This window comes from Corynebacterium sp. LaCa_205 (assembly GCF_057458085.1).
Window position 1 is genome coordinate 1,663,011 of sequence record NZ_CP190931.1, and the last position, 19,762, is coordinate 1,682,772.

General features: G+C 58.8%; 20 protein-coding genes. 11 read left to right on the forward strand and 9 right to left on the reverse strand.

Features of this window, described 5'->3' with window-relative positions; all coding sequences use genetic code 11:
• Window positions 1–29: 29 nt before the first annotated feature.
• The 7 genes from sucB to ACP8J1_RS08075 all read left to right on the forward strand — a co-directional run bounded on the left by sucB (window position 30) and on the right by ACP8J1_RS08075 (window position 9,689).
• A complete protein-coding gene (gene sucB / locus ACP8J1_RS08045) occupies window positions 30–2,066 on the forward strand; it encodes a 2-oxoglutarate dehydrogenase, E2 component, dihydrolipoamide succinyltransferase (protein ID WP_248133529.1) in 2,037 nt (678 codons plus the stop codon).
• A 292-nt stretch (window positions 2,067–2,358) separates the two neighbouring features.
• Window positions 2,359–5,202: an aminomethyl-transferring glycine dehydrogenase gene (gene gcvP / locus ACP8J1_RS08050; protein WP_023021161.1), complete on the forward strand. Its 2,844-nt coding sequence runs from the start codon at window positions 2,359–2,361 to the stop codon at window positions 5,200–5,202.
• A 2-nt stretch (window positions 5,203–5,204) separates the two neighbouring features.
• Window positions 5,205–6,317: a glycine cleavage system aminomethyltransferase GcvT gene (gcvT, locus tag ACP8J1_RS08055; RefSeq protein ID WP_023021160.1), complete on the forward strand. Its 1,113-nt coding sequence runs from the start codon at window positions 5,205–5,207 to the stop codon at window positions 6,315–6,317.
• Window positions 6,318–6,353: 36 nt separating this feature from the next.
• Window positions 6,354–6,746, forward strand: coding sequence for a glycine cleavage system protein GcvH (gcvH, locus tag ACP8J1_RS08060; RefSeq protein WP_023021159.1), 393 nt, complete (start codon window positions 6,354–6,356; stop codon window positions 6,744–6,746).
• Between the two features lie 80 nt (window positions 6,747–6,826).
• Window positions 6,827–7,636 (forward strand): lipoyl(octanoyl) transferase LipB, encoded by an 810-nt coding sequence (gene lipB, locus ACP8J1_RS08065; RefSeq protein WP_023021158.1) that lies wholly within the window; start codon window positions 6,827–6,829, stop codon window positions 7,634–7,636.
• 121 nt (window positions 7,637–7,757) lie between these two features.
• Window positions 7,758–8,822, forward strand: a complete 1,065-nt coding sequence (gene lipA / locus ACP8J1_RS08070) for a lipoyl synthase (protein ID WP_023021157.1) — start codon at window positions 7,758–7,760, stop codon at window positions 8,820–8,822.
• A gap of 81 nt (window positions 8,823–8,903) precedes the next feature.
• Complete coding sequence (locus ACP8J1_RS08075; RefSeq protein WP_023021156.1) at window positions 8,904–9,689, forward strand: DUF4191 domain-containing protein; 786 nt, start codon at window positions 8,904–8,906, stop codon at window positions 9,687–9,689.
• A gap of 76 nt (window positions 9,690–9,765) precedes the next feature.
• Here the strand turns inward: ACP8J1_RS08075 and ACP8J1_RS08080 are convergent, their stop codons facing one another.
• Complete coding sequence (locus ACP8J1_RS08080) at window positions 9,766–10,239, reverse strand: RDD family protein (protein ID WP_023021155.1); 474 nt, start codon at window positions 10,237–10,239, stop codon at window positions 9,766–9,768.
• A 118-nt stretch (window positions 10,240–10,357) separates the two neighbouring features.
• On the opposite strand from ACP8J1_RS08080, the gene glnA reads away from it, so the two are divergent.
• The 3 genes from glnA (at window position 10,358) to ACP8J1_RS08095 (ending at window position 13,453) form a co-directional block, all read left to right on the forward strand.
• On the forward strand, window positions 10,358–11,791 hold the full coding sequence (glnA, locus tag ACP8J1_RS08085) for a type I glutamate--ammonia ligase (protein ID WP_023021154.1): 1,434 nt from the start codon (window positions 10,358–10,360) through the stop codon (window positions 11,789–11,791).
• 241 nt (window positions 11,792–12,032) lie between these two features.
• Complete coding sequence (locus ACP8J1_RS08090) at window positions 12,033–12,998, forward strand: TDT family transporter (protein WP_084279088.1); 966 nt, start codon at window positions 12,033–12,035, stop codon at window positions 12,996–12,998.
• A 74-nt stretch (window positions 12,999–13,072) separates the two neighbouring features.
• Window positions 13,073–13,453, forward strand: coding sequence for a hypothetical protein (locus tag ACP8J1_RS08095; protein ID WP_023021152.1), 381 nt, complete (start codon window positions 13,073–13,075; stop codon window positions 13,451–13,453).
• Here the strand turns inward: ACP8J1_RS08095 and ACP8J1_RS08100 are convergent.
• Genes ACP8J1_RS08100 through thrC form a run of 4 tightly spaced genes read right to left on the reverse strand, consistent with a single transcriptional unit; the run spans window position 13,450 to window position 16,428 of the window.
• Window positions 13,450–13,995, reverse strand: coding sequence for an NUDIX hydrolase (locus ACP8J1_RS08100; protein WP_023021151.1), 546 nt, complete (start codon window positions 13,993–13,995; stop codon window positions 13,450–13,452). The two genes, ACP8J1_RS08095 and ACP8J1_RS08100, sit on opposite strands and share 4 nt — an antisense overlap.
• A gap of 29 nt (window positions 13,996–14,024) precedes the next feature.
• On the reverse strand, window positions 14,025–14,858 hold the full coding sequence (locus tag ACP8J1_RS08105; protein ID WP_023021150.1) for a trypsin-like serine protease: 834 nt from the start codon (window positions 14,856–14,858) through the stop codon (window positions 14,025–14,027).
• A complete protein-coding gene (locus ACP8J1_RS08110) occupies window positions 14,836–14,982 on the reverse strand; it encodes a hypothetical protein (protein ID WP_023021149.1) in 147 nt (48 codons plus the stop codon). Before ACP8J1_RS08110 ends, ACP8J1_RS08105 begins: the two co-directional genes overlap by 23 nt.
• Before the next feature lie 3 nt (window positions 14,983–14,985).
• Complete coding sequence (thrC, locus tag ACP8J1_RS08115; RefSeq protein ID WP_023021148.1) at window positions 14,986–16,428, reverse strand: threonine synthase; 1,443 nt, start codon at window positions 16,426–16,428, stop codon at window positions 14,986–14,988.
• Window positions 16,429–16,467: 39 nt separating this feature from the next.
• On the opposite strand from thrC, the gene ACP8J1_RS08120 reads away from it, so the two are divergent.
• Complete coding sequence (locus ACP8J1_RS08120; RefSeq protein ID WP_023021147.1) at window positions 16,468–17,775, forward strand: MFS transporter; 1,308 nt, start codon at window positions 16,468–16,470, stop codon at window positions 17,773–17,775.
• Between the two features lie 14 nt (window positions 17,776–17,789).
• On the opposite strand, the gene ACP8J1_RS08125 is transcribed toward ACP8J1_RS08120, so the two are convergent.
• From ACP8J1_RS08125 to ACP8J1_RS08140, 4 genes are all read right to left on the reverse strand, one after another.
• Window positions 17,790–18,497 (reverse strand): AAA family ATPase, encoded by a 708-nt coding sequence (locus ACP8J1_RS08125; protein ID WP_023021146.1) that lies wholly within the window; start codon window positions 18,495–18,497, stop codon window positions 17,790–17,792.
• Window positions 18,498–18,507: 10 nt separating this feature from the next.
• The gene (locus ACP8J1_RS08130; RefSeq protein ID WP_023021145.1) at window positions 18,508–18,726 is read right to left on the reverse strand and encodes a hypothetical protein; all 219 of its coding nucleotides are present in this window, start codon (window positions 18,724–18,726) and stop codon (window positions 18,508–18,510) included.
• 145 nt (window positions 18,727–18,871) lie between these two features.
• On the reverse strand, window positions 18,872–19,375 hold the full coding sequence (locus ACP8J1_RS08135) for a hypothetical protein (RefSeq protein WP_023021144.1): 504 nt from the start codon (window positions 19,373–19,375) through the stop codon (window positions 18,872–18,874).
• Complete coding sequence (locus ACP8J1_RS08140; protein WP_023021143.1) at window positions 19,332–19,676, reverse strand: hypothetical protein; 345 nt, start codon at window positions 19,674–19,676, stop codon at window positions 19,332–19,334. The genes ACP8J1_RS08135 and ACP8J1_RS08140 overlap by 44 nt, the downstream gene beginning before the upstream one ends.
• Between the last annotated feature and the right edge of the window lie 86 nt (window positions 19,677–19,762).

Sequence of the window (19,762 nt, forward strand, 5' to 3'; positions counted from 1 at the left end):
CTTCCAACTTTCGAGGAGTCTTATAACTCATGGCGAACTCCGTTGAGATGCCCGAGCTGGGCGAATCCGTAACCGAAGGCACCATCACGCAGTGGCTCAAGTCCGTCGGCGACACCGTCGAAGTAGACGAGCCTTTGCTCGAGGTCTCCACCGACAAGGTCGATACCGAAATCCCCTCCCCCGTAGCCGGCACCATTATTGAAATTAAGGCTGACGAGGATGACACCATCGAGGTTGGCGAGGTCATTGCCATCATCGGTGACGAGGATGAGGCAGGCTCCGCATCCAACGACTCCTCCGCTGACAAGGACGAGGAAGAAGCAGAAGAAGCTCAGGTAGAGTCAAAGGCTGACTCTTCTAACGGCGGCTCCGGCGACGCATCCGACGTGGAAATGCCAGAACTTGGCGAGTCCGTCACCGAAGGCACCATCACCCAGTGGCTCAAGTCCGTCGGCGACACCGTCGAAGTAGACGAGCCACTGCTCGAGGTCTCCACCGACAAGGTCGACACCGAAATTCCATCCCCAGTAGCAGGCACCCTGGTAGAAATCCTCGCCGACGAAGATGACACCATCGAGGTAGGCGCAGTCATCGCCCGCATCGGCGACGAAAACGCCACCGCATCCTCCTCCGACTCCAAGCCAGAACCACAGGCCGAAGAAAAGAAGGAAGAGCCGAAGGCTGACTCTTCTAACGGCGGCTCCGGCGATGCATCCGACGTGGAAATGCCAGAACTTGGCGAGTCCGTCACCGAAGGCACCATCACCCAGTGGCTCAAGTCCGTCGGCGACACCGTCGAAGTAGACGAGCCTTTGCTCGAGGTCTCCACCGACAAGGTCGACACCGAAATTCCATCCCCAGTAGCAGGCACCCTGGTAGAAATCCTCGCCGACGAAGATGACACCATCGAGGTAGGCGCAGTCATCGCCCGCATCGGCGACGAAAACGCCACCGCATCCTCCTCCGACTCCAAGCCAGAACCACAGGCCGAAGAAAAGAAGGAAGAGGAAAAGAAGGAAGAGCCAAAGGCAGAGGAAGATAAGAAGCCGGAGCCAAAGGCAGAGGACAAGAAGGAAACCCAGCAGGATTCTTCTCTCAATACCTCCGCGAAGGTCAACAACGGCGACAACGTTCCTTATGTCACCCCACTGGTACGCAAGCTGGCTGACAAGCACGGCGTAGACCTCAACAACGTTGAGGGCACCGGCGTCGGTGGCCGTATCCGCAAGCAGGACGTGCTTGCTGCCGCTGGCGAAGGAGACGCACCTGCCAAGTCTGGTGCGCAATCCGACAACTCCCCACGCGCTCGTTGGTCCACCAAGTCTGTGGATCCGGCCAAGCAGGAGCTTATCGGCACCACCCAGAAGGTTAACCGCATTCGCGAAATCACCGCTTCCAAGATGGTAGAGGCGCTGCAGATTTCCGCACAGCTTACCCACGTGCAGGAAGTCGACATGACTGCCATCTGGGATATGCGCAAGAAGAACAAGCAGGCATTCATCGACAAGCACGGTGCCAACCTGTCCTTCCTGCCATTCATCGTGAAGGCTACCGCTGAGGCCCTAGTCTCCCACCCGAACGTCAATGCGTCTTATAACCCAGAAACCAAGGAGATGACCTACCACGCGGACGTCAACATCGCTATCGCTGTTGATACGCCGAAGGGTCTGCTCACCCCGGTCATCCACAAGGCACAGGACATGACCCTGCCGCAGATCGCGCAGCAGATTGCGGAGCTGGCTGATAAGGCCCGCAATAACAAGCTGAAGCCGAACGATCTGACCGGTGCTACCTTCACCGTGACCAACATCGGTTCCGAGGGCGCCATGCTCGATACCCCGATCTTGGTTCCGCCACAGGCCGGCATTCTGGGTACCGCAGCCATTGAGAAGCGTCCGGTGGTTGTCAACGAAAACGGCCAGGATGCCATTGCCATCCGCCAGATGTGCTACCTGCCATTCACCTACGATCACCAGGTGGTTGACGGTGCGGACGCAGGCCGCTTCATCACCACCATCAAGGATCGCCTGCAGACCGCGGACTTCCAGGCAGACCTCGAAGTCTAAAGGTTCTATCGCCGCTTAAAGCCTTCCAGCCCTACTGCGGGGCTGGAAGGCTTTTGCCATGTCTGGGGTGCCAAGTGGGGGTGATAGTTCCGCCTTTAGCTGAACCATCCATCCCGTTTTATTCGAGGCTTTTCGCGGTCGTTCCCCCTAAGCCCGTGGTGAGCGCCTTAGGAGCCACCTTAGACAGTGATGCGGTGCATAAAAGTTTCTCAAGGGGGATCGGCTCACCCATTATTAAACATATAATTAGGGCGGTTATAGCCATTGTCCCTCACTAAGGAGTCTCACTGACATGGAATTCATCTCCCGCCACCTAGGGCCGGATTCTACGGAGCAGGCCACCATGCTTGCGAAGGTAGGCTACGACAGCGTGGACGCGCTGGTCGATGCCGCCATTCCCTCCAAGATCCGCGCCGCAGAATTGCCTCAGCTTCCTGAGGCACTCTCGGAGGATGAAGCACAGGCTACGTTGCGGGAGTACGCCAACCAGAACACTGTGCTAAAGCCTTTCTATGGTCAGGGCTTTTCAGATACCCTCACCCCAGCGGTCATCCGCCGCGGTCTGCTAGAAGATGCTGGTTGGTATACCGCTTATACGCCGTACCAGCCGGAGATTTCCCAGGGGCGTCTGGAAGCGCTGCTGAATTTCCAGACCATGATTGAATCCCTCACTGGACTTCCGATTGCGAATGCCTCTCTCTTGGATGAGGCTTCTGCTGCGGCTGAGGCCGTGGGCCTTATGTCCCGTGCGGTAAAGAAGGGCCGCCGTGTAGTGCTCGATTCCCGCCTGCACCCGCAGGTGCTTACCGTCGCCGCGGAGCGTGCCCGCGCGATTGACCTCGAGGTGGAAATCGTCGACCTGCGCGAAGGCCTCGTAGGCGAGGACCTCATTGGCGCCGTCATTGCCTACACCGGCACCGAGGGCGACATTTTTGATCCCTCTTCCCTCATCGAAGAGCTGCATACCCGCGGCGCGCTAGCCGCTGTGGTCACCGACCCGCTTTCCCTGCTTCTCTTGGAAGGCCCTGGCTCACTGGGCGCCGATATTGTACTAGGTTCCTCCCAGCGCTTCGGCGTGCCGCTCTTCTTCGGTGGCCCGCACGCTGCTTATATGGCGGTTACAGAAAAACTCAAGCGGCAGATGCCTGGCCGCATCGTCGGTGTTTCTAAGGACGCGGATGGTCGCCCGGCCTACCGCTTGGCACTGCAGACTCGCGAGCAGCACATTCGCCGCGAGCGCGCCACCTCTAATATCTGTACTGCGCAGGCGTTGCTAGCTAATGTCGCCTCCATGTACGCCGTCTACCACGGTCCGCAAGGCCTCAAGGCTATCGCACAGCGCGTGCATGGGCTTGCCTCCAGCTTCGCCCAATCCGTCAAGGATGCCGGAAAGCAGCTGGTATCTGAAGACTTCTTCGATACAGTCACCGTCGCCGGCGTGGATGCCACCAGCATCAAGGAAAACCTCCAGAAGGAGGGATACCTCGTGCGCGCGATCGGTGAGGACAAGGTATCGGTGTCCTTCGGTGAGTCGGCGACTAAGGAGGACGTCGCCAAGCTCGCCCAAGCCTTCGGCGCTGAGGCGACTGAGGCTGACTTCGACCTGCCTAAGAGCCTGCAGCGCAGCCAGGAGCCGCTCCAGCACGAGGTATTCAACCGCATCCACTCCGAAACCCAGATGTTGCGCTACCTGCGCAAGCTGGCTGATAAGGACTTAGCACTTGACCGCACCATGATCCCGCTGGGGTCTTGCACCATGAAGCTCAACCCCACCGCCGCCATGGAGCCGATTTCCTGGCCGGAATTTGCTGGCATCCACCCCTACGCCCCGGAAGAGACAACCACTGGCTGGCGCGCACTGGTCGAGGAGATTGAAGGTTGGTTGGCCGAGATTACCGGCTATGCCAAGGTCTCCATCCAGCCCAACGCCGGATCCCAGGGCGAGCTGGCCGGCCTTTTGGCCATCCGCCGCTACCACGTAGCCAATGGCGATAACGAGCGCGATGTAGTACTCATCCCGGCTTCCGCACACGGCACGAATGCGGCCTCGGCTACGCTGGCTAACCTGCGCGTTGTGGTGGTAAAGACCGCGGACGACGGCTCTATTGATCTGGCGGATTTGGATGAAAAGATTGCCAAGCATGGCAACCACATCGCCGGCATCATGGTGACCTACCCGTCCACCCACGGGGTCTTTGACCCAGAGGTTCGCGATGTTTGCGATAAAGTCCACGCGGTGGGCGGCCAGGTCTACATTGACGGTGCGAATATGAACGCACTGACCGGTTGGGCCCGCCCAGGGCAGTTCGGCGGCGATGTGTCCCACCTCAACCTGCACAAGACCTTTACCATTCCGCATGGCGGTGGCGGCCCAGGCGTGGGTCCAGTAGCAGTGGCCGAGCACCTTATCCCGTTCCTGCCCACCAATGCCGCGGATCCGCAGCTGGATGCAACCACTGCTACCCCGGTTGGGCAAGGCGTGCCTATTACCAGTACCAAGTACGGCTCGGCCGGTGTGCTGCCGATTTCCTGGGCATACCTAGCTATGAGCGGCGCGCAGGGACTTGCTCAAGCCTCCGCCCACGCAATTTTGGGCGCAAATTACCTGGCCAAGTCCCTGGAAGATTCCTTCCCTGTGCTCTACACCGGCAATGCTGGCTTGGTGGCCCATGAATGCATCCTGGATCTGCGCGCGCTTACCGACGCCTCTGGGGTCACCGCCGCGGACGTCGCCAAGCGCCTCGTAGACTTTGGCTTCCACGCCCCGACCCTGGCTTTCCCGGTGGCCGGCACCCTCATGGTGGAGCCCACCGAGTCCGAGGACTTGGGCGAGCTGGATCGTTTCATCGAGGCAATGCGCACCATCCGCGCCGAGATCCAAGAAATCATCGACGGCCAGGTGTCCTACGAAGGCTCCGTCATCCACCATGCTCCGTTTACCGCGGAGTCCGTTAGCGCCGATACGTGGGACTTTGTCTTCAGCCGAGAAAAGGCCGCTTGGCCAGTGAAATCCCTGCGCCACAGCTACAAGTACTTCCCGCCGGTGCGCCGCATCGACGAGGCCTATGGTGATCGCAACTTGGTCTGCAGCTGCCCGCCGCCGGAAGCATTCGATATCGACGATTCTGAGGAGTAAACATGACCGAACTACTTACCTCCCCACTCAATGCCGAGCACGAGAAGCTCGGCGCCACCTTTACGGCCTTCGGCCCATGGAACATGCCGCTGAAGTACCAGAACGAGCTAGACGAGCACCGCGCCGTACGCAACAGCGCCGGTCTATTTGACCTGTCTCATATGGGCGAAATCTGGGTCAACGGCGCCGACGCCGGCAAGTTCTTGTCTTATGCCTTCATCTCCAACTTTGAGCCCCTCAAGGTGGGCAAGGCCAAGTACTCCATGATCACCGCCGAGGACGGCGGCATCATCGATGACCTCATTACCTACCGCTTTGAGGAAGATAAATTCCTCGTCGTCCCGAATGCCGGCAACGCCGATACCGTGTGGGACGAGCTCAACAAGCGCGCCGAGAGCTTCGATGTCACCTTGAAGAACGAGTCCCGTGACGTGGCCATGATCGCCGTCCAGGGCCCTAAGGCCGCAGAAATCCTCGTCCCGTTGGTGGAAGACAATAAGCAGGACGAGGTCTACAACCTCGGCTATTACGCCGCCACCATGGGTAAGGTGGCGCGCACCTTTGCCATCATCGCGCGCACCGGCTACACCGGTGAGGATGGCTTCGAGCTCATTGTGTACAACTCCGATGCCGCGCAGCTGTGGGAAGAGCTGCTCAAGGCCGGTACAGAATACGACCTCAAGCCGTGCGGCCTCGCCGCCCGCGATTCCCTACGCCTCGAGGCCGGCATGCCTCTTTACGGCAACGAGCTCTCCCGCGACATCACCCCGGTAGAGGCGGGCATGGCCCGTGCCTTTGCCAAAAAGGAAGCCGATTTCGTCGGCTCCGAGGTCGTCCGCCAACGCGCCGCCGAAGGCCCGCAGGTAGCGATCACCGGTCTCACCTCCGAGCAGCGCCGCGCAGCCCGCGCCGGTGCCGAGGTTTTCGTGGGCGATGAGAAGGTAGGCACGGTCACCTCCGGCCAGCCTTCCCCCACTCTGGGACACCCAGTGGCCATCGCGCTGCTGAATACCGGCGCGAACCTCGAGCCCGGCTCCGCTGTGGAGGTGGAGATTCGCGGTAAGCGCTATCCTTTTGAAGTAACCGCGTTGCCGTTCTATAAGCGCGACAAGTAAGCATCTTTTCAACCAGCCCGAAAGGACCACATCACCATGGCTAACCTTCCTCAAGATTTTTCCTACTCCGAAGACCACGAGTGGGTCAACGCTGCCGCCGATGCCGTTGCTGGCGCTACCGTGCGCATCGGCATTACTTCCGTGGCTGCTGACCGCCTCGGTGAGGTCGTCTTCGCCGAACTGCCGGAGGTAGGCGATACCGTTACCGCCGGCGAGTCTTGTGGCGAGGTCGAATCCACGAAGTCCGTCTCTGACCTCTACTCCCCTGTCACCGGCACCGTAAAGGCCGTTAACGAGGATGTGCACGATGACTACGCTGTCATCAACAACGACCCGTTCGGCGAGGGCTGGCTTTTCGAGGTTGAGGTTGATGAGGCCGGCGAGCTCATGGATGCTGCCGCTTATGCATCCGCCAACGGCCTAGATTAATTCGACCCCACGCGGGAGGGTGTGCCACGCGCACCCTCCCGCTTTGCTTTGCCCACCGCACCAGAGGAAACTTTGAGTCTATGACTGCACCACGCGATCCTTTCTTCCCCGCCGAGCGTTCTATCCGCGCCTCCGATAAACCACTAGAGGTCCGTTTCTTGGGCCGGATGGACTACCAGGAGGCCTGGGACTACCAGGCCGAGGTAGCAGCCGCGCGCGCCAAGGGGGAACAAGACGATGTGGTGCTCGTAGTCGAACACCCCAATATCTATACCGCCGGCAAGCGCACCCAACCGGAAGATATGCCAGATAACGGCCTGCCCGTTATCACCGTTGACCGTGGCGGGCGCATCACCTGGCATGGCGAAGGCCAGCTGGTCATCTACCCCATTATCAAATTGGCCGAGCCCGTCGACGTCGTCGACTACGTCCGCCGCCTCGAGGAGGCCACCATCCAGACGGTCCGCCAGATGGGGGTAACCACCGCCGGGCGCATCGATGGCCGCTCGGGCGTGTGGGTTCCTTCCACTACCGAAGCCAAGGATCCCTCCGCTCCGAAGCGTGACCGCAAGATTGCCGCTCTTGGAATCCGCATTACTCGCGGGGTGACCATGCACGGTTTGGCGCTTAACTGCTGCAATACGCTGGAATACTACGACCACATCGTGGCATGTGGCATCGATGACGCCGATGTCACCACCCTATCGCTGGAGCTCGGACGCCAGGTCAGCCTCGAGGATGCCACCCAACCGCTTTTGCAGGCGCTTGATGACGCCCTCTCGGGCCGCCTCATTGTCGCCGACCACACCTTTGGCTCAGCCCCTGATCCCACGAAGTTAGCGAATGAAAGGGCTAGACAGAGGCGTCGGCAAGCGCGGCAAGAACCCTAGTTTGGGGCTGGCGCGGAATAGGATGTGACCGCGGCGACTTATACCTAGAAGAGCTATTAGCCATCACCACCATCAACCGATAAAGTGAGTTTTTGTGACTGTTAAGCCTGAAGGACGCAAGATGCTCCGCATTGAAAAGAAGAATGCGGAGTCACCCATCGAACAAAAGCCACGCTGGATCCGCAACCAGGTTCGCACTGGCCCGGGCTATGAGGACATGAAGTCCCGCGTGGCTGGGGCCTCCCTGCACACCGTGTGCCAGGAGGCAGGTTGCCCGAATATCCACGAGTGCTGGGAATCCCGCGAGGCTACCTTCCTCATCGGTGGCGATAAGTGCACCCGCCGCTGCGACTTCTGCGATATTGCCACCGGCAAGCCGGAAGAACTAGACCGCGATGAACCGCGCCGCGTAGCCGAAAATATCCGGGAAATGGACCTTAACTACACCACCATTACCGGTGTTACCCGCGATGATCTCCCCGATGAGGGTGCATGGCTCTACGCCGAGGTCGTGCGCAAGATTCACGAGCTTAACCCCCACACCGGCGTGGAAAACCTCACCCCGGATTTCTCTGGCAAGCCAGACCTGCTGGAGGAGGTCTTCGAGGCCAAGCCGGAGGTCTTCGCGCACAACCTGGAGACCGTGCCGCGCATCTTTAAGCGCATCCGCCCGGCCTTCCGCTACGAGCGCTCCTTGGACGTCATCCGCCAGGCACATGATTATGGCCTCATTACCAAGTCCAACCTGATTTTGGGCATGGGCGAGACCGAGGAAGAGGTCGAGGAAGCTTTACGTGACCTGCGCTCTGCTGGCTGCGATATCATCACCATCACCCAGTACCTGCGCCCCGGCCCGCGCTTCCACCCGATTGAGCGCTGGGTGCGCCCAGAGGAGTTTGTGGCTCACTCCAAGCTGGCAAAGGAGCTCGGCTTCGGCGGCGTCATGTCCGGCCCACTGGTGCGCTCGTCCTACCGCGCCGGCCGTCTCTACGTGCAGGCCATGGAAAAGCGCGGCTTCGAGCTGCCGGAAAACCTCAAGCACTTGGCGGAAACCTCCCAGGGTGCTACCGCCCAAGAGGCCTCCACCCTGCTGGAGAAATACGGCCCATCGGAAGAAACACCCGTGACCACCCGCATGGCCAAGGCTCCGGCTAATGCGAATTCGGCGGCGGCCACCGTCCGCTAAACCACACGTTTTCATAACGGCCTGCGCTTTCCGCGTGGGCCGTTTTAACATTCATGCCCATTGACCTTTAAAGTAGGAGCCATGGCGAAAGATGACAAGGCAGCACTAAAGGCTGCAAAGAAGCAAGAACGCGCGGCCAAGCGCCAGCAGCGTAAGCAAACCTGGTCCCAAATGTGGCAAGCATTTAATATGCAGCGCAAGCAGGATAAGGCGCTTATCCCCATCATGCTGGGCGCCTTCCTGGGCATGGGCTTGCTCTTCTTCCTGATCGGCTCGCTTTTCAACGGCCAGTGGTTCATGCTCATCCTGGGCTTGGGCATCGGCGCGCTGCTCGCAATGTTCCTATTTACCCGCCGCCTTGAGCGCGATATGTACAAGCGCGTGGAAGACCAGCCGGGTGCTGCGGGCTGGGCACTCGAGCAGCAGCTGCGCAATACCGTGGGCATCGTCTGGTCCGTCAAAACCGGCGTGGCCGCCACCCGCCAGCAGGATCTTATCCACCGCGTCATCGGCAATGCCGGCGTCATCTTCGTGTGCGAGGGCAATAAGAACCGCGTGCGCCCTACCCTCAACCAGCTTAAGAAGCGCGTAGACAAGATCGCCGGCGGCGTTCCCATCTACGAGATCTTCGTAGGCAACGGCGAGGACGAGGTCCCCGTATCCAAGCTGCGCAATAAGGTCATGAAGCTGCCGCGCAACTTCAATAAGAACGAGACCTATGAAAACATCCGCCGAATCGAAGCCATGGATTCCATGCCGGGCACCACCCCGGGCATGCCCAAGGGTCCAATGCCCCACCAGGCGCAGAACATGGCCGGCATGAACCGCCGCATGCGCCGCGCCCAGCAGCGCAAAAAGAATAAGTAGGGCGCCTAAAGCGAATCCCTGCCGCACCATATGAGGTGTGGCAGGGATTTTCTCTTGCCCGGAAAATCCGGGCGACTTAGGAGCGAATAACGATGGTACCGGTGGCGCGGTCATGCATTCCGCGTCCATCCGCATCAACCATGGCCGCTGGGAACAGCACACCGGTGAGCACCGTGCGCAACGCCGCGCGCCATAGGCCCACGCGGGCGCCGGGGACGTCGAGTCGCGCCACGCCCATACCCAACAGCAGCATGCCGGGGGTGCGAGCAAAGAGCCAACCACACACGATGCCCATGATGACCCAGAGGGCGTAGCCCAAGAAAGCCACACCGCCGAGTTCCGTAGTAAACATGTGGATGAGGTTGGCGATGAGCATGCACACGATCCAGTCAATCGCCACAGCGCCGGCGCGGCGGCCAACGGAAGCTAGTGACCCCGGTCCGGACTCCGGAAGACCCAGCTTTTCTCCCGGCCAGCGACCGGGGCCTTCCATATCATCGTATTCGCCCGGAATATTTGGGCCGTCGAGCCACGTACGCTTATCTGCCATGCTCACCAATCTAGCGGGCGGAAAGTGAGATGTGAAACGAGGGGAATCGCGATGCCTAAGGCGAGAACCTAGTAGGCTATAGAGAGACAATTCACCGGTCAACAACGAGGAGACAAACGTGTCTTTCGAGACAGTGCAGGACATCGTCCAATTTATTCAGGACGAGGACGTAAAATTCGTCGATATCCGTTTTACGGACGTCCCAGGCACCGAGCACCACTTTTCCATCCCAGCAGAAGAGTTCACCGTAGAAGATGCCGAAAGCGGCCTCGCTTTCGACGGCTCCTCTATCCGCGGATTCACCACCATCGATGAGTCCGATATGACCCTGCTGCCGGATCCAGCCACCGCGCATATTGATCCGTTCCGCACGGCCAAGACCCTGAATATCAAGTTCTTCGTCCACGACCCATTTACCTTTGAACCGTTCTCCCGCGACCCGCGCAACATCGCGCGCAAGGCGGAAGAGTACCTGCAGTCCACCGGCATCGCCGATACCTGCAACTTTGGCGCTGAGGCCGAGTTCTACCTCTTTGACTCCGTACGCTTTGGCACCGACGTCCAGCACGGCTTTTACGAAGTTGATTCCGATGAAGGTTGGTGGAACCGCGATAGCGAAACCAACTTCGACGGCACCCCGAACACCGGCTACAAGACCCGCCTGAAGGGCGGCTACTTCCCCACCGCGCCGTATGACAAGCACGGTGAAGTGCGCGACGCCATGGTGGAAAACCTGCAAAAGGTAGGCTTCCACATCGAGCGCTTCCACCACGAGGTGGGCGCCGGCCAGAACGAAATCAACTACCGCTTCAATTCCATGTTGCACGCGGGCGATGACATTCAGACCTTCAAGTACGTGGTCAAGCAGACCGCAGCGCAGTGGGGCAAGACCGCCACCTTCATGCCCAAGCCGTTGGCTGGCGATAATGGTTCCGGCATGCACGCCCACATGTCCCTGTGGAAGGACGGCAAGCCGCTGTTCCACGATGAAGCCGGCTACGCAGGTCTTTCCGATATCGCCCGCTACTATATTGGCGGCATCCTCCACCACGCTGGTGCTGTGCTTGCGTTCACCAACCCAACGCTGAACTCCTATCACCGTCTGGTCCCAGGCTTCGAGGCTCCGATTAACCTGGTCTACTCCCAGCGCAATCGCTCCGCTGCAATCCGTATCCCGATTACCGGTTCCAACCCGAAGGCTAAGCGCATCGAATTCCGCGCTCCGGACCCATCCGGCAACCCGTACTTGGGCTTTGCCGCCATGATGATGGCCGGCATCGACGGCGTAAAGAACCGCATCGAGCCACACGCTCCGGTAGATAAGGACCTCTACGAGCTGCCGCCTGCAGAAGCTGAATCCATCCCGCAGGCCCCGACCTCCCTCGAGGCTTCCCTCAAGGCCCTGCAGGAGGACATGGACTTCCTCACCGAAGGCGATGTTTTCACCGAGGATCTCATCGAGACCTACATCAACTACAAGTACGAGAACGAGATTAACCCCGTTCGCCTGCGCCCGACCCCGCAGGAATTTGAGATGTATTTCGATTGCTAAAGCTGCGCTAGCCAGCGTCCTATAGGGGACGAAAGGGCACGCGCCTACAAAGCTCAGTCCCGAGACCTTCAGTGGGTCTCGGGACTTGCTTTTTCTAAGCCGACCCCGCGAGATGCGATCGATGCCACAAGATGATCTAGGCTTGACCCCCGCCCCTAAATCCATACTTAGCGAGAGTTCTCACCAGCCCAAACGAGAGCAAAATTCTGATAACCCGACCGAAAGAAATTAACATGTGGGTGTGACTGATAGATTCCGCCAACTCCCAGCCCCTGGCCCCGCGTGGGGAGGCAGCCTCATGGGCACCTCCATCGTTTCGCGCCTACTCGTGGAAGAAGGCATGATGATCCTGGCCGGCATTTTTGCCGCCATTGCGTGCGTCATCTTTGTCGTCCTCACCGCGGGTTTCTTGCGCTACCGCCATCCCAGCTTCGAGCGCACCACGATGGCGGAATGGTCGATGTTTTTCATCGGAATCTTGGCGCTCGGCGCCGCGCTTTCCGGGCTCACGGACATTCCTACTTTCCGCCTCATAGGCTTTTGGATCGGTGGCCCAATTACGGTTATCACGTGGGCTATCCAGCTCACACGCTTTGATGGCGAGCCGAAGTTCACCTGGGGCCTGCCACTGGTTGGCCCCATGATTTCGGCCTCGGTTTCTGGTTGGCTGGCTCACGATTACGGCCAGTTCTACCACGTAATGGGCACGATATTTTTCTTCATGTCCCTGGTAACGGCGGTGCCGACCTTTGCTCGCGTGTACTGGGCCGCATGGCACGGGAAGGTGGATTTTACCGGCGCGAAATCAGCCACTGCCTGGGTACCACTAGGCGTGGTAGGCCAGTCCACCACGGCTATGCAGATTCTTTTCCCCGGCCCGGTATCCATTTATTACGGCCTGACTGCCCTCATCATCGCCATTCCGCTATCCATCTACGCGATGTTTACCTTCTATCCCAATGTAGCTCGGTGGGTCCCCTATTCCCCTGCCTGGTGGTCGTGCACCTTCCCGCCGGGAACCGTCAGCATGGGCGGCCACCAGCTGGCATTGGTCAATGGCTCCGAGCTTATCGACGCCATTGCGCTCACCATCCCGGTTCTCCTCACCGCACACTGGATGCTGTGCTCCACCCGCTTCCTGAGCTGGGTATGGGAAGGCAAAAAGGAAACAGGCCCTGAAGAGCCACTTATCACTACAGGCCAATAAAAGGAGCAAAGAGGAGCAGCCACTATGCGATACTCCAGCTTTGAAGATTCGAAGCGCCGCAACGGTCGCCGGTGATGTATAGTTCCTCCCCCATCACCTTCATCGCTTGGGAATGCGCGGACCTGACTGCAGTAAGACAGGTACTCGCCGGCGTGCAGCGAAACGGCATCTATCTCTACGGCGAGCACCTGCTCTTGGAGACGTCGTGGCTGGGCCAAGGCGCACGGGACTTCTACGCCACAGCATGGCGCTGGAGTGCAGATGATTGCCCGCTTTTCTATGAGTTGGCGCGACAGGGCAAGGTCCTCATCACCATTAATACTGCGGTGATTGCCTGCGGCGATAAAGAAGACATCGCCACTGCGCGCGACTGCATTGCACAAGAGCTTATCGCCGCCCGCAATCCGCAGCATCTGTGCAAGCTGCTTGCCGACGCCGCAACAAAGCCGACCTAAAGCCCTGGTTGCTCGCTGCGCTTCATCCAGCCCATACGTGGAACAAAGCCGCGGGGATGTTTCATCTGGGCTACTGCGTCAGCAATCATGAGGCGGTGGCGGCGCGAAACGCTATCGGGAAGCTTCGCCACCGAGAACCAATCCGCCTCGGTATTTTCTTCATCACTAATGACCGGCTCTGCGCCCTCTGCTACCGATACACGCAGCGCCGTTCCCATGAAGGTGCACTCATCGCCATTGGGATAGGTCACTGGGCCGGTTTGCCCTACGCCCAAAAGCGCTTCCACCTTGGCCTCGAGTCCGACTTCTTCTTTGACCTCTCGCAGCGCAGTGGTGGTAATTTCCTCGCCCGGCTCACAGATTCCTTCCACCGGTGTCCACGCACCATTATCGGAGCGCTTGACTAGGAGCACGGAAGGAACCTCCCACAATGCGGCGTCTGCGGGCACATCGCGGAGGATAATGGCGCTACAGGCCGGCACGAAGATCTGATCGTGGCCAATCTTTTCGCGCAGCTGAACAATGAAATCTGGAGTCGGCATGCCACCTAGCGTAGACCAGTGCCGCCGATCTAGGCCATCGGGCCCAACACCTTTTTGGCAAGCCGGTGAATATCGGTAGCCAAGGTGAAAGTCAGCTCCATATCCGTCTGTGTGTTCTCGCAGGAGCGTCCTTCTTCGAGAGATTGCGTCGTCCCAGAGACCACGCCCACGATGGTCTGTTTGCCTTCTACCTCGCCATAGACCGGCCCGCCCGAATCGCCATTGGTACTGCACACATGTGCCCGTGCAGCAAGCGAATCCCACTGGCGGTCCTGCCAGGTAAGCTGCGCAATTTCCGCATCATGGGATAGCGATCCACACGTCTCATTAGTAACCACGCCCAGCTTGCACACCTTCTGTGGCAGATGAGCCAGCGAGGTGGCGACGGTATTGTCCACTTCCCTGGGGACATAGTAATCAGCACTGCCGGTGATTTCGATAAAAGCTACGTCGAGGTCATAACTCTTTTCGGCGTAGATATCAGAATAAATGACCTCACCAATGGGCTCGGCGGGGTATTTGAACTCACCGTCGGCAAAGCCAGCCCAGACCTTATCGTGAGGTTTGCCGCAATGGCCGGCGGTAACGGCGATGGTGCGGGCGTCGGCAAGCGTAAATGACCATGCCGCCGTACAAGAGTGGTACTGGAAATAAGCGCCTGGCTGCGGGTCATCGCCGGAGAGCTCAAGAGCCGTGCCCGGCGCGATAGGCGCCACGGCCGGGGAATAGACCTCATTAGGAATGAGGTTTTTATAAGACAGGGCAGAAAAACTTGGTTCTTCCCCACCCCGAATCGGGCTGCAGGCCGCGAGGAGCACGGCCGTGCAGACTGCACCAACGCTAGTTGCTATCCGCGCCCGCATCCCCGGCGTCGTCCTTAGCGTCTTCATCCTTAGCCATCTCCGCCTGGGCCTTGAGATCGCGGATGAACTTTTCTGGGTCAAACTCGGTGTAGTGTTCCGGGCCGGCAAAATTTTCTAGGGCCATGAGCTAAACCTCCGTTTTCTGAATCGACGTGGTGATGTAATCCTTGACCACCGCAGCATCATTGGGCAAGTCCTTAACATGCCGCTCAGTATCGAGAATGCCAGCAAAACGCTCAGGCGGCTCGGGGGCAGAGCCAGTGGCCTCTGTGATGGTCTCTGCAAACTTCACCGGCAGTGCAGTCTCCAAGCATACGATGGGCGTCTCCAAGCCTTCGCGCTGCGCCCCGCGGGCGACCTTAATGCCATCGGCCGTGTGCGGATCCACCAGGTAGTTGAAACGCTCGTGCACGTCTTTGATGGTGGCGAGGCGATCGGCGTGGGTGGAGGAGCCGGATAGGAATCCGTACTCTTGACCGGCGGCGGCGATCTTCTCTTGGTTGAGGCTGAAACCGCCCTCTTTGACCTTCGTGCCAAAAAGCTCCGCTGCTTGGGCTGCATCGCGGCCGAGCAAGTCGAACACAAACCGCTCAAAATTAGAGGCACGCGAGATATCCATCGACGGCGAAGACGTAGCCACGGTTTCTGCGGCAGGGCGCGGACGGTAGTTTCCGGTGCGGAAAAACTCATCTAGCACGTCATTTTCATTGGTAGCCACGATGAGGCGATCGATGGGAAGCCCCATCTGGCGGGCGATGTGGCCGGCGCAGATATCGCCAAAGTTGCCGGTAGGAACGCTGAAGGAAACCTTCTGCTCGGCATTGTCGGTGACCTTCAGCCAGCAGGAGATGTAGTAGACCACCTGGGCCATAAGCCGCGCCCAGTTAATGGAATTGACCGCACCGATACGGTAGGTGGACTTAAAGTCGGCATCTCCCGAGACCGCCTTGACCACATCCTGGCAATCATCAAAGACGCCATCAAGGGCGATATTGAAGATATTCGGGTCATCCAGGCCAAACATCTGTGCCTGCTGGAAGGCCGTCATGCGGCCGGCCGGGGTGAGCATAAAAACGCGAATGCCCTGGCGACCTCGCATCGCATACTCTGCTGAAGAACCCGTATCACCAGAGGTAGCGCCCAAAATATTCAGCGTCTCACCGCGGCGGGCGAGCTCATATTCAAAAAGCTCCCCCAAAAGCTGCATGGCCATGTCTTTAAATGCCGCAGTAGGTCCTTCAGAAAGGTGCCCGATAAAAAGGCCCTCCCCCAGTTCGGTAACGGGGACGATCTCGGGGTGTGCAAACTTGGGGCTGGTATAGGCCCGGGCGGCGATATCCTCGATATCTTGCGCTGGAATATCGTCAATGAAAAGCTTGAGCACCTCGGCCGCGAGTGCCGCATAGCCTTCATCCGCAAGGAGCGTCCGCCATGAATTTAAAGTGGCGAAATCCAACTGCGGGTAGCTCTCTGGCAGGTACAAACCTCCATCGGGGGCAAGCCCGCCAAGGAGAATATCCGTAAAAGATGCGGGCTGACGGGCGGTATCGCGGGTCGAAATATACTTCACACAAAAGAATCTTAGTAGTTAAGGCGTAAGGTATCAGCCATGTCGCAGCCGAATCCCAGAGAAGTCATTACCACTCAAGCTTTAGGCATTTGGGTGGCCGCCATGGCGGTCTACCTCGTAGCGATTACTGGCCGTACCTCTTTTGGCGTTGCCGGCCTGGACGCTATTGAGCGCTTCGATGTTGATGCCGGCCGTATCGCTGTTTTTACTTCCGTGCAGCTGGGCGTGTATGCCTTAGCCCAAATTCCTACCGGCATATTGATCGATAAATTTGGCCCACGCCTGCTCTTGGTAGTCGGCGCCGTCATCATGGGCATCGGCCAGGTAGTGCTGGGTTTTACTACTAGCTATGGCGTAGCCATCGCAGCCCGCGTGCTCATTGGCGCGGGCGATGCCACGGCGTTTCTCTCCGTAATGCGCATCCTGCCCTATTGGTTCCCGCTGCACCGCACGCCTATGTTTACCCAGGTAACCTCGTCGCTAGGGCAGATGGGCCAGTTCATCTCCGCGGTGCCTTTCTTGTGGTTACTGGGCGCAGCCGGCTGGACCGCCGCCTTCGTTACCCTTGGTGCGGTGGGCATTCTCGTGGCCATCGCCGCGATTGTGGCGGTGGCAGATTCACCGGAAAAGCTGGGCATTATCCCCACGGAAAAAGAACCGCCCAACTCTCAGGCCACCAGCATCCCGGCGCGCCTGAAGAAAGTATTCCGCTCCCCAGTGGCATGGCAGGCCTACTTCATTCACTACATCGGTATGCTCCCGCTCATCGTCTTTGTCATGCTCTGGGGAATGCCCATGATGACCCAAGGAATGGAGCTATCCAAGGCGAAGTCCAGCCTGGTGCTTACCTTGTTGGCGGTATTTTTGGTCCTCGTCGGCCCATTGCACGGCAAGATTTCCTCCCGCGCACAGCATATTCGCCCGTGGCTCAGCCTGGGTTTTGTAGCGGTCCACGTTCTGACCTGGCTCATTTTCTTTACCTTCGGCACCGACAGTGGTCTGGCCGCGATTTTGGTGGTGTCCTTCGTTACCGCGCTCTGCACGCCGACGGCTAACTATGGCTTCGATATCGTGCGCGAGCGCATGGATCGATCCGTGGTGGCCACTGCTACGGGCCTGGGCAATATGGGCGGGTTTACCTCCGGCATGCTGGGCGCTCAGCTCTTCGGCATGGTGCTGGACCATTCCTCTGCTGCCCCTAACTACTCCATGCCGGATTTCACTGCAGCCTCCGCGGCGGTGCTAGCCGTGTGGGTGGTCGGCATGATTGGTGTGGTAGTCACCCACTTCCTGCGGCGCCGCGCTGGCGAGGATGGGCCTTCTGTTACCATCGTGGAGGTTTCTTAAAGGCCAGAGCTTGGTTACTCGGGGTTGACAATAAAGCGGATGGTTCCTTCAGGATCCGCTAAAAGCTCACGGGTAGCCGCCACGGCTTCCGCCTCATCGAAGGCGATGCGTTCAAAGCCAGTATCGTTTAGTTCCACAATGTCTGCCCCCGGGCAGGCCAAAAGAATTGGCGAGTGCGTGGCGATGATTATCTGCGCGCCGCGGTCAACCGCTTGGGCTATTTCCCCCACTAGGACCAGCTGCCGGATAACGGAAAGACCCGATTCTGGCTCATCAAGGACATATACGCCTTGGCCATTGATGTGCTCATAGAGCATGTCGAAGACGGATTGTCCGTGCGAGCGGCGAGATAAATCTACGTTCTGGGACAAGGTGGAGCGGCCTGCGCGTTCGTCTGATGAATCTCCGCGTGCAATCAGATGCTCGTGTTTTTCAGCGCGTAGGAAATAGGCGCGTTGGATGACTTTATCCGTGACGCAGCGAATGGGGCTGCGGGGAACGATTTCATCGGGATCGTCCATCCGTCCGCCTTCGGGAGAGCAGCCCAAATCACTGGCCACACCGGCGAGCAAACTAGATTTACCAATGCCGTTTTCCCCCACGAAGACGGTTACCGGCCTCCGCAGCTTAAAGCTTCCTAGGTCGGCCAAGTAATCGAAAACCGGCAGCTTTGCCCTGTAGTCATCGGGCTTAAATTTCAGGCTTAGGGCATCAATCAGCATGGCCTCTAGACTAATTCAGCTCATCCAATATGCGCAGCGCGTCTTCACGTGTAGCTTCCGCACCAAAGTTTTTCAGGTGGCCAGCCAGTTCACCAGTGGGAAGTGATTGGGCGATGGTATCGGCCGGCACGGTATTGACGGCATAGGCCACTCCTACCCCACCGGTGATGGGGATGGCGATGGCGGCGATTACTCCCACCGCGGTCGATAGCGTGGACTTGAAAGTCATAGTCTCCTCCAAAGGCTTCGGCACCGAGCACTATGCCCGTTACCAATTTGTGATGTTTTACCTTAGGAAGAGTTACTGCCAAGGCGATGCCTCGCAGCTGCGGGTTTCCTGGATTTTCGTCCCCAACTTGCACGGTAAAGACTGGTTAGTTTGCCGGGTAGCTTTCTGCGACGATGCCATCGCTAGCCGGCATAACAAGGCCTCGCTCAAAGGCCACGAGAACCGCTTTTTCATCGGATTCGCTGATGTCACCGGCTTCCACTGCACTGCTCAGCTCACGCTCAAGGTACACGCGCACATCAGACTTACCGTTTTCGGTCTGGGTAATATCTCGCGGGACGGATTTTAGGGGAATGCCCAATGCCTTAGCTAGGGAGGTCACCCGGTTAGCATCGGTGGAATTATCGTCCTTAAAGGCACCATTGACCTGCGCAGGAACGTCTTCTTGGACTACGCCACCGGCCACGGCCTCGCCCACGGTCTTTGTCCCTTTGGGTGGATTGTCGCGGTTGGTTGCCCATACCCCTACTGCGATGGCCACGATGACGGCCACGGCCACAAAGACCCACAGATAGATGAGCTTGCGGCGGTGCGCCCCACTGATTTTAGCCATGGAAACCAGCGCCATCGCTAAAAGAACCGTAGTCATTGCCGCGCTGGTTTTCGCCGCGATCATTGAGGGCATCAATGATGGAGCGAATGGTGGCCTCCCCTATGCGGTCGGCGCGGCCCCATGAGCGAGGGGTTTGGCGGGAATTTTGCGGCGTTGATTCCGGGCTCGGCGGTGTGGGTTTTTGTTCCCGGGGTGTGGAGACCTCAATGGTCACTGTGGTGCCATCAAGGTGCAGGGCGTCGCCGTCGCGCACGCCCGCGGCACGCGCAGCGGAAAGCAATGCGGATAGCTCGCCTACCGTGGCGTTATCCACATCAAGTTGCAGCTTAAAAGACATAACTAGCCAGTCCTTCCTCTTTCCCATCCCACTCTAGAGTCCGGCAGTGCAAAAAGTAAGGCCGCAGTGCTCACACCGGGGATTTT

Excerpts from the sequence above, each read along its gene's own strand:
- sucB (WP_248133529.1), top strand. The coding sequence starts at position 30 with ATGGCGAACTCCGTTGAGATGCCCGAGCTGGGCGAATCCGTAACCGAA.
- gcvP (WP_023021161.1), top strand. The coding sequence starts at position 2,359 with ATGGAATTCATCTCCCGCCACCTAGGGCCGGATTCTACGGAGCAGGCC.
- gcvT (WP_023021160.1), top strand. The coding sequence starts at position 5,205 with ATGACCGAACTACTTACCTCCCCACTCAATGCCGAGCACGAGAAGCTC.
- gcvH (WP_023021159.1), top strand. The coding sequence starts at position 6,354 with ATGGCTAACCTTCCTCAAGATTTTTCCTACTCCGAAGACCACGAGTGG.
- lipB (WP_023021158.1), top strand. The coding sequence starts at position 6,827 with ATGACTGCACCACGCGATCCTTTCTTCCCCGCCGAGCGTTCTATCCGC.
- lipA (WP_023021157.1), top strand. The coding sequence starts at position 7,758 with ATGCTCCGCATTGAAAAGAAGAATGCGGAGTCACCCATCGAACAAAAG.
- ACP8J1_RS08075 (WP_023021156.1), top strand. The coding sequence starts at position 8,904 with ATGGCGAAAGATGACAAGGCAGCACTAAAGGCTGCAAAGAAGCAAGAA.
- ACP8J1_RS08080 (WP_023021155.1), bottom strand. The coding sequence starts at position 10,239 with ATGGCAGATAAGCGTACGTGGCTCGACGGCCCAAATATTCCGGGCGAA.
- ACP8J1_RS08095 (WP_023021152.1), top strand. The coding sequence starts at position 13,073 with ATGTATAGTTCCTCCCCCATCACCTTCATCGCTTGGGAATGCGCGGAC.
- ACP8J1_RS08100 (WP_023021151.1), bottom strand. The coding sequence starts at position 13,995 with ATGCCGACTCCAGATTTCATTGTTCAGCTGCGCGAAAAGATTGGCCAC.
- ACP8J1_RS08105 (WP_023021150.1), bottom strand. The coding sequence starts at position 14,858 with ATGCGGGCGCGGATAGCAACTAGCGTTGGTGCAGTCTGCACGGCCGTG.
- ACP8J1_RS08110 (WP_023021149.1), bottom strand. The coding sequence starts at position 14,982 with ATGGCCCTAGAAAATTTTGCCGGCCCGGAACACTACACCGAGTTTGAC.
- ACP8J1_RS08120 (WP_023021147.1), top strand. The coding sequence starts at position 16,468 with ATGTCGCAGCCGAATCCCAGAGAAGTCATTACCACTCAAGCTTTAGGC.
- ACP8J1_RS08125 (WP_023021146.1), bottom strand. The coding sequence starts at position 18,497 with ATGCTGATTGATGCCCTAAGCCTGAAATTTAAGCCCGATGACTACAGG.
- ACP8J1_RS08130 (WP_023021145.1), bottom strand. The coding sequence starts at position 18,726 with ATGACTTTCAAGTCCACGCTATCGACCGCGGTGGGAGTAATCGCCGCC.
- ACP8J1_RS08135 (WP_023021144.1), bottom strand. The coding sequence starts at position 19,375 with ATGACTACGGTTCTTTTAGCGATGGCGCTGGTTTCCATGGCTAAAATC.
- ACP8J1_RS08140 (WP_023021143.1), bottom strand. The coding sequence starts at position 19,676 with ATGTCTTTTAAGCTGCAACTTGATGTGGATAACGCCACGGTAGGCGAG.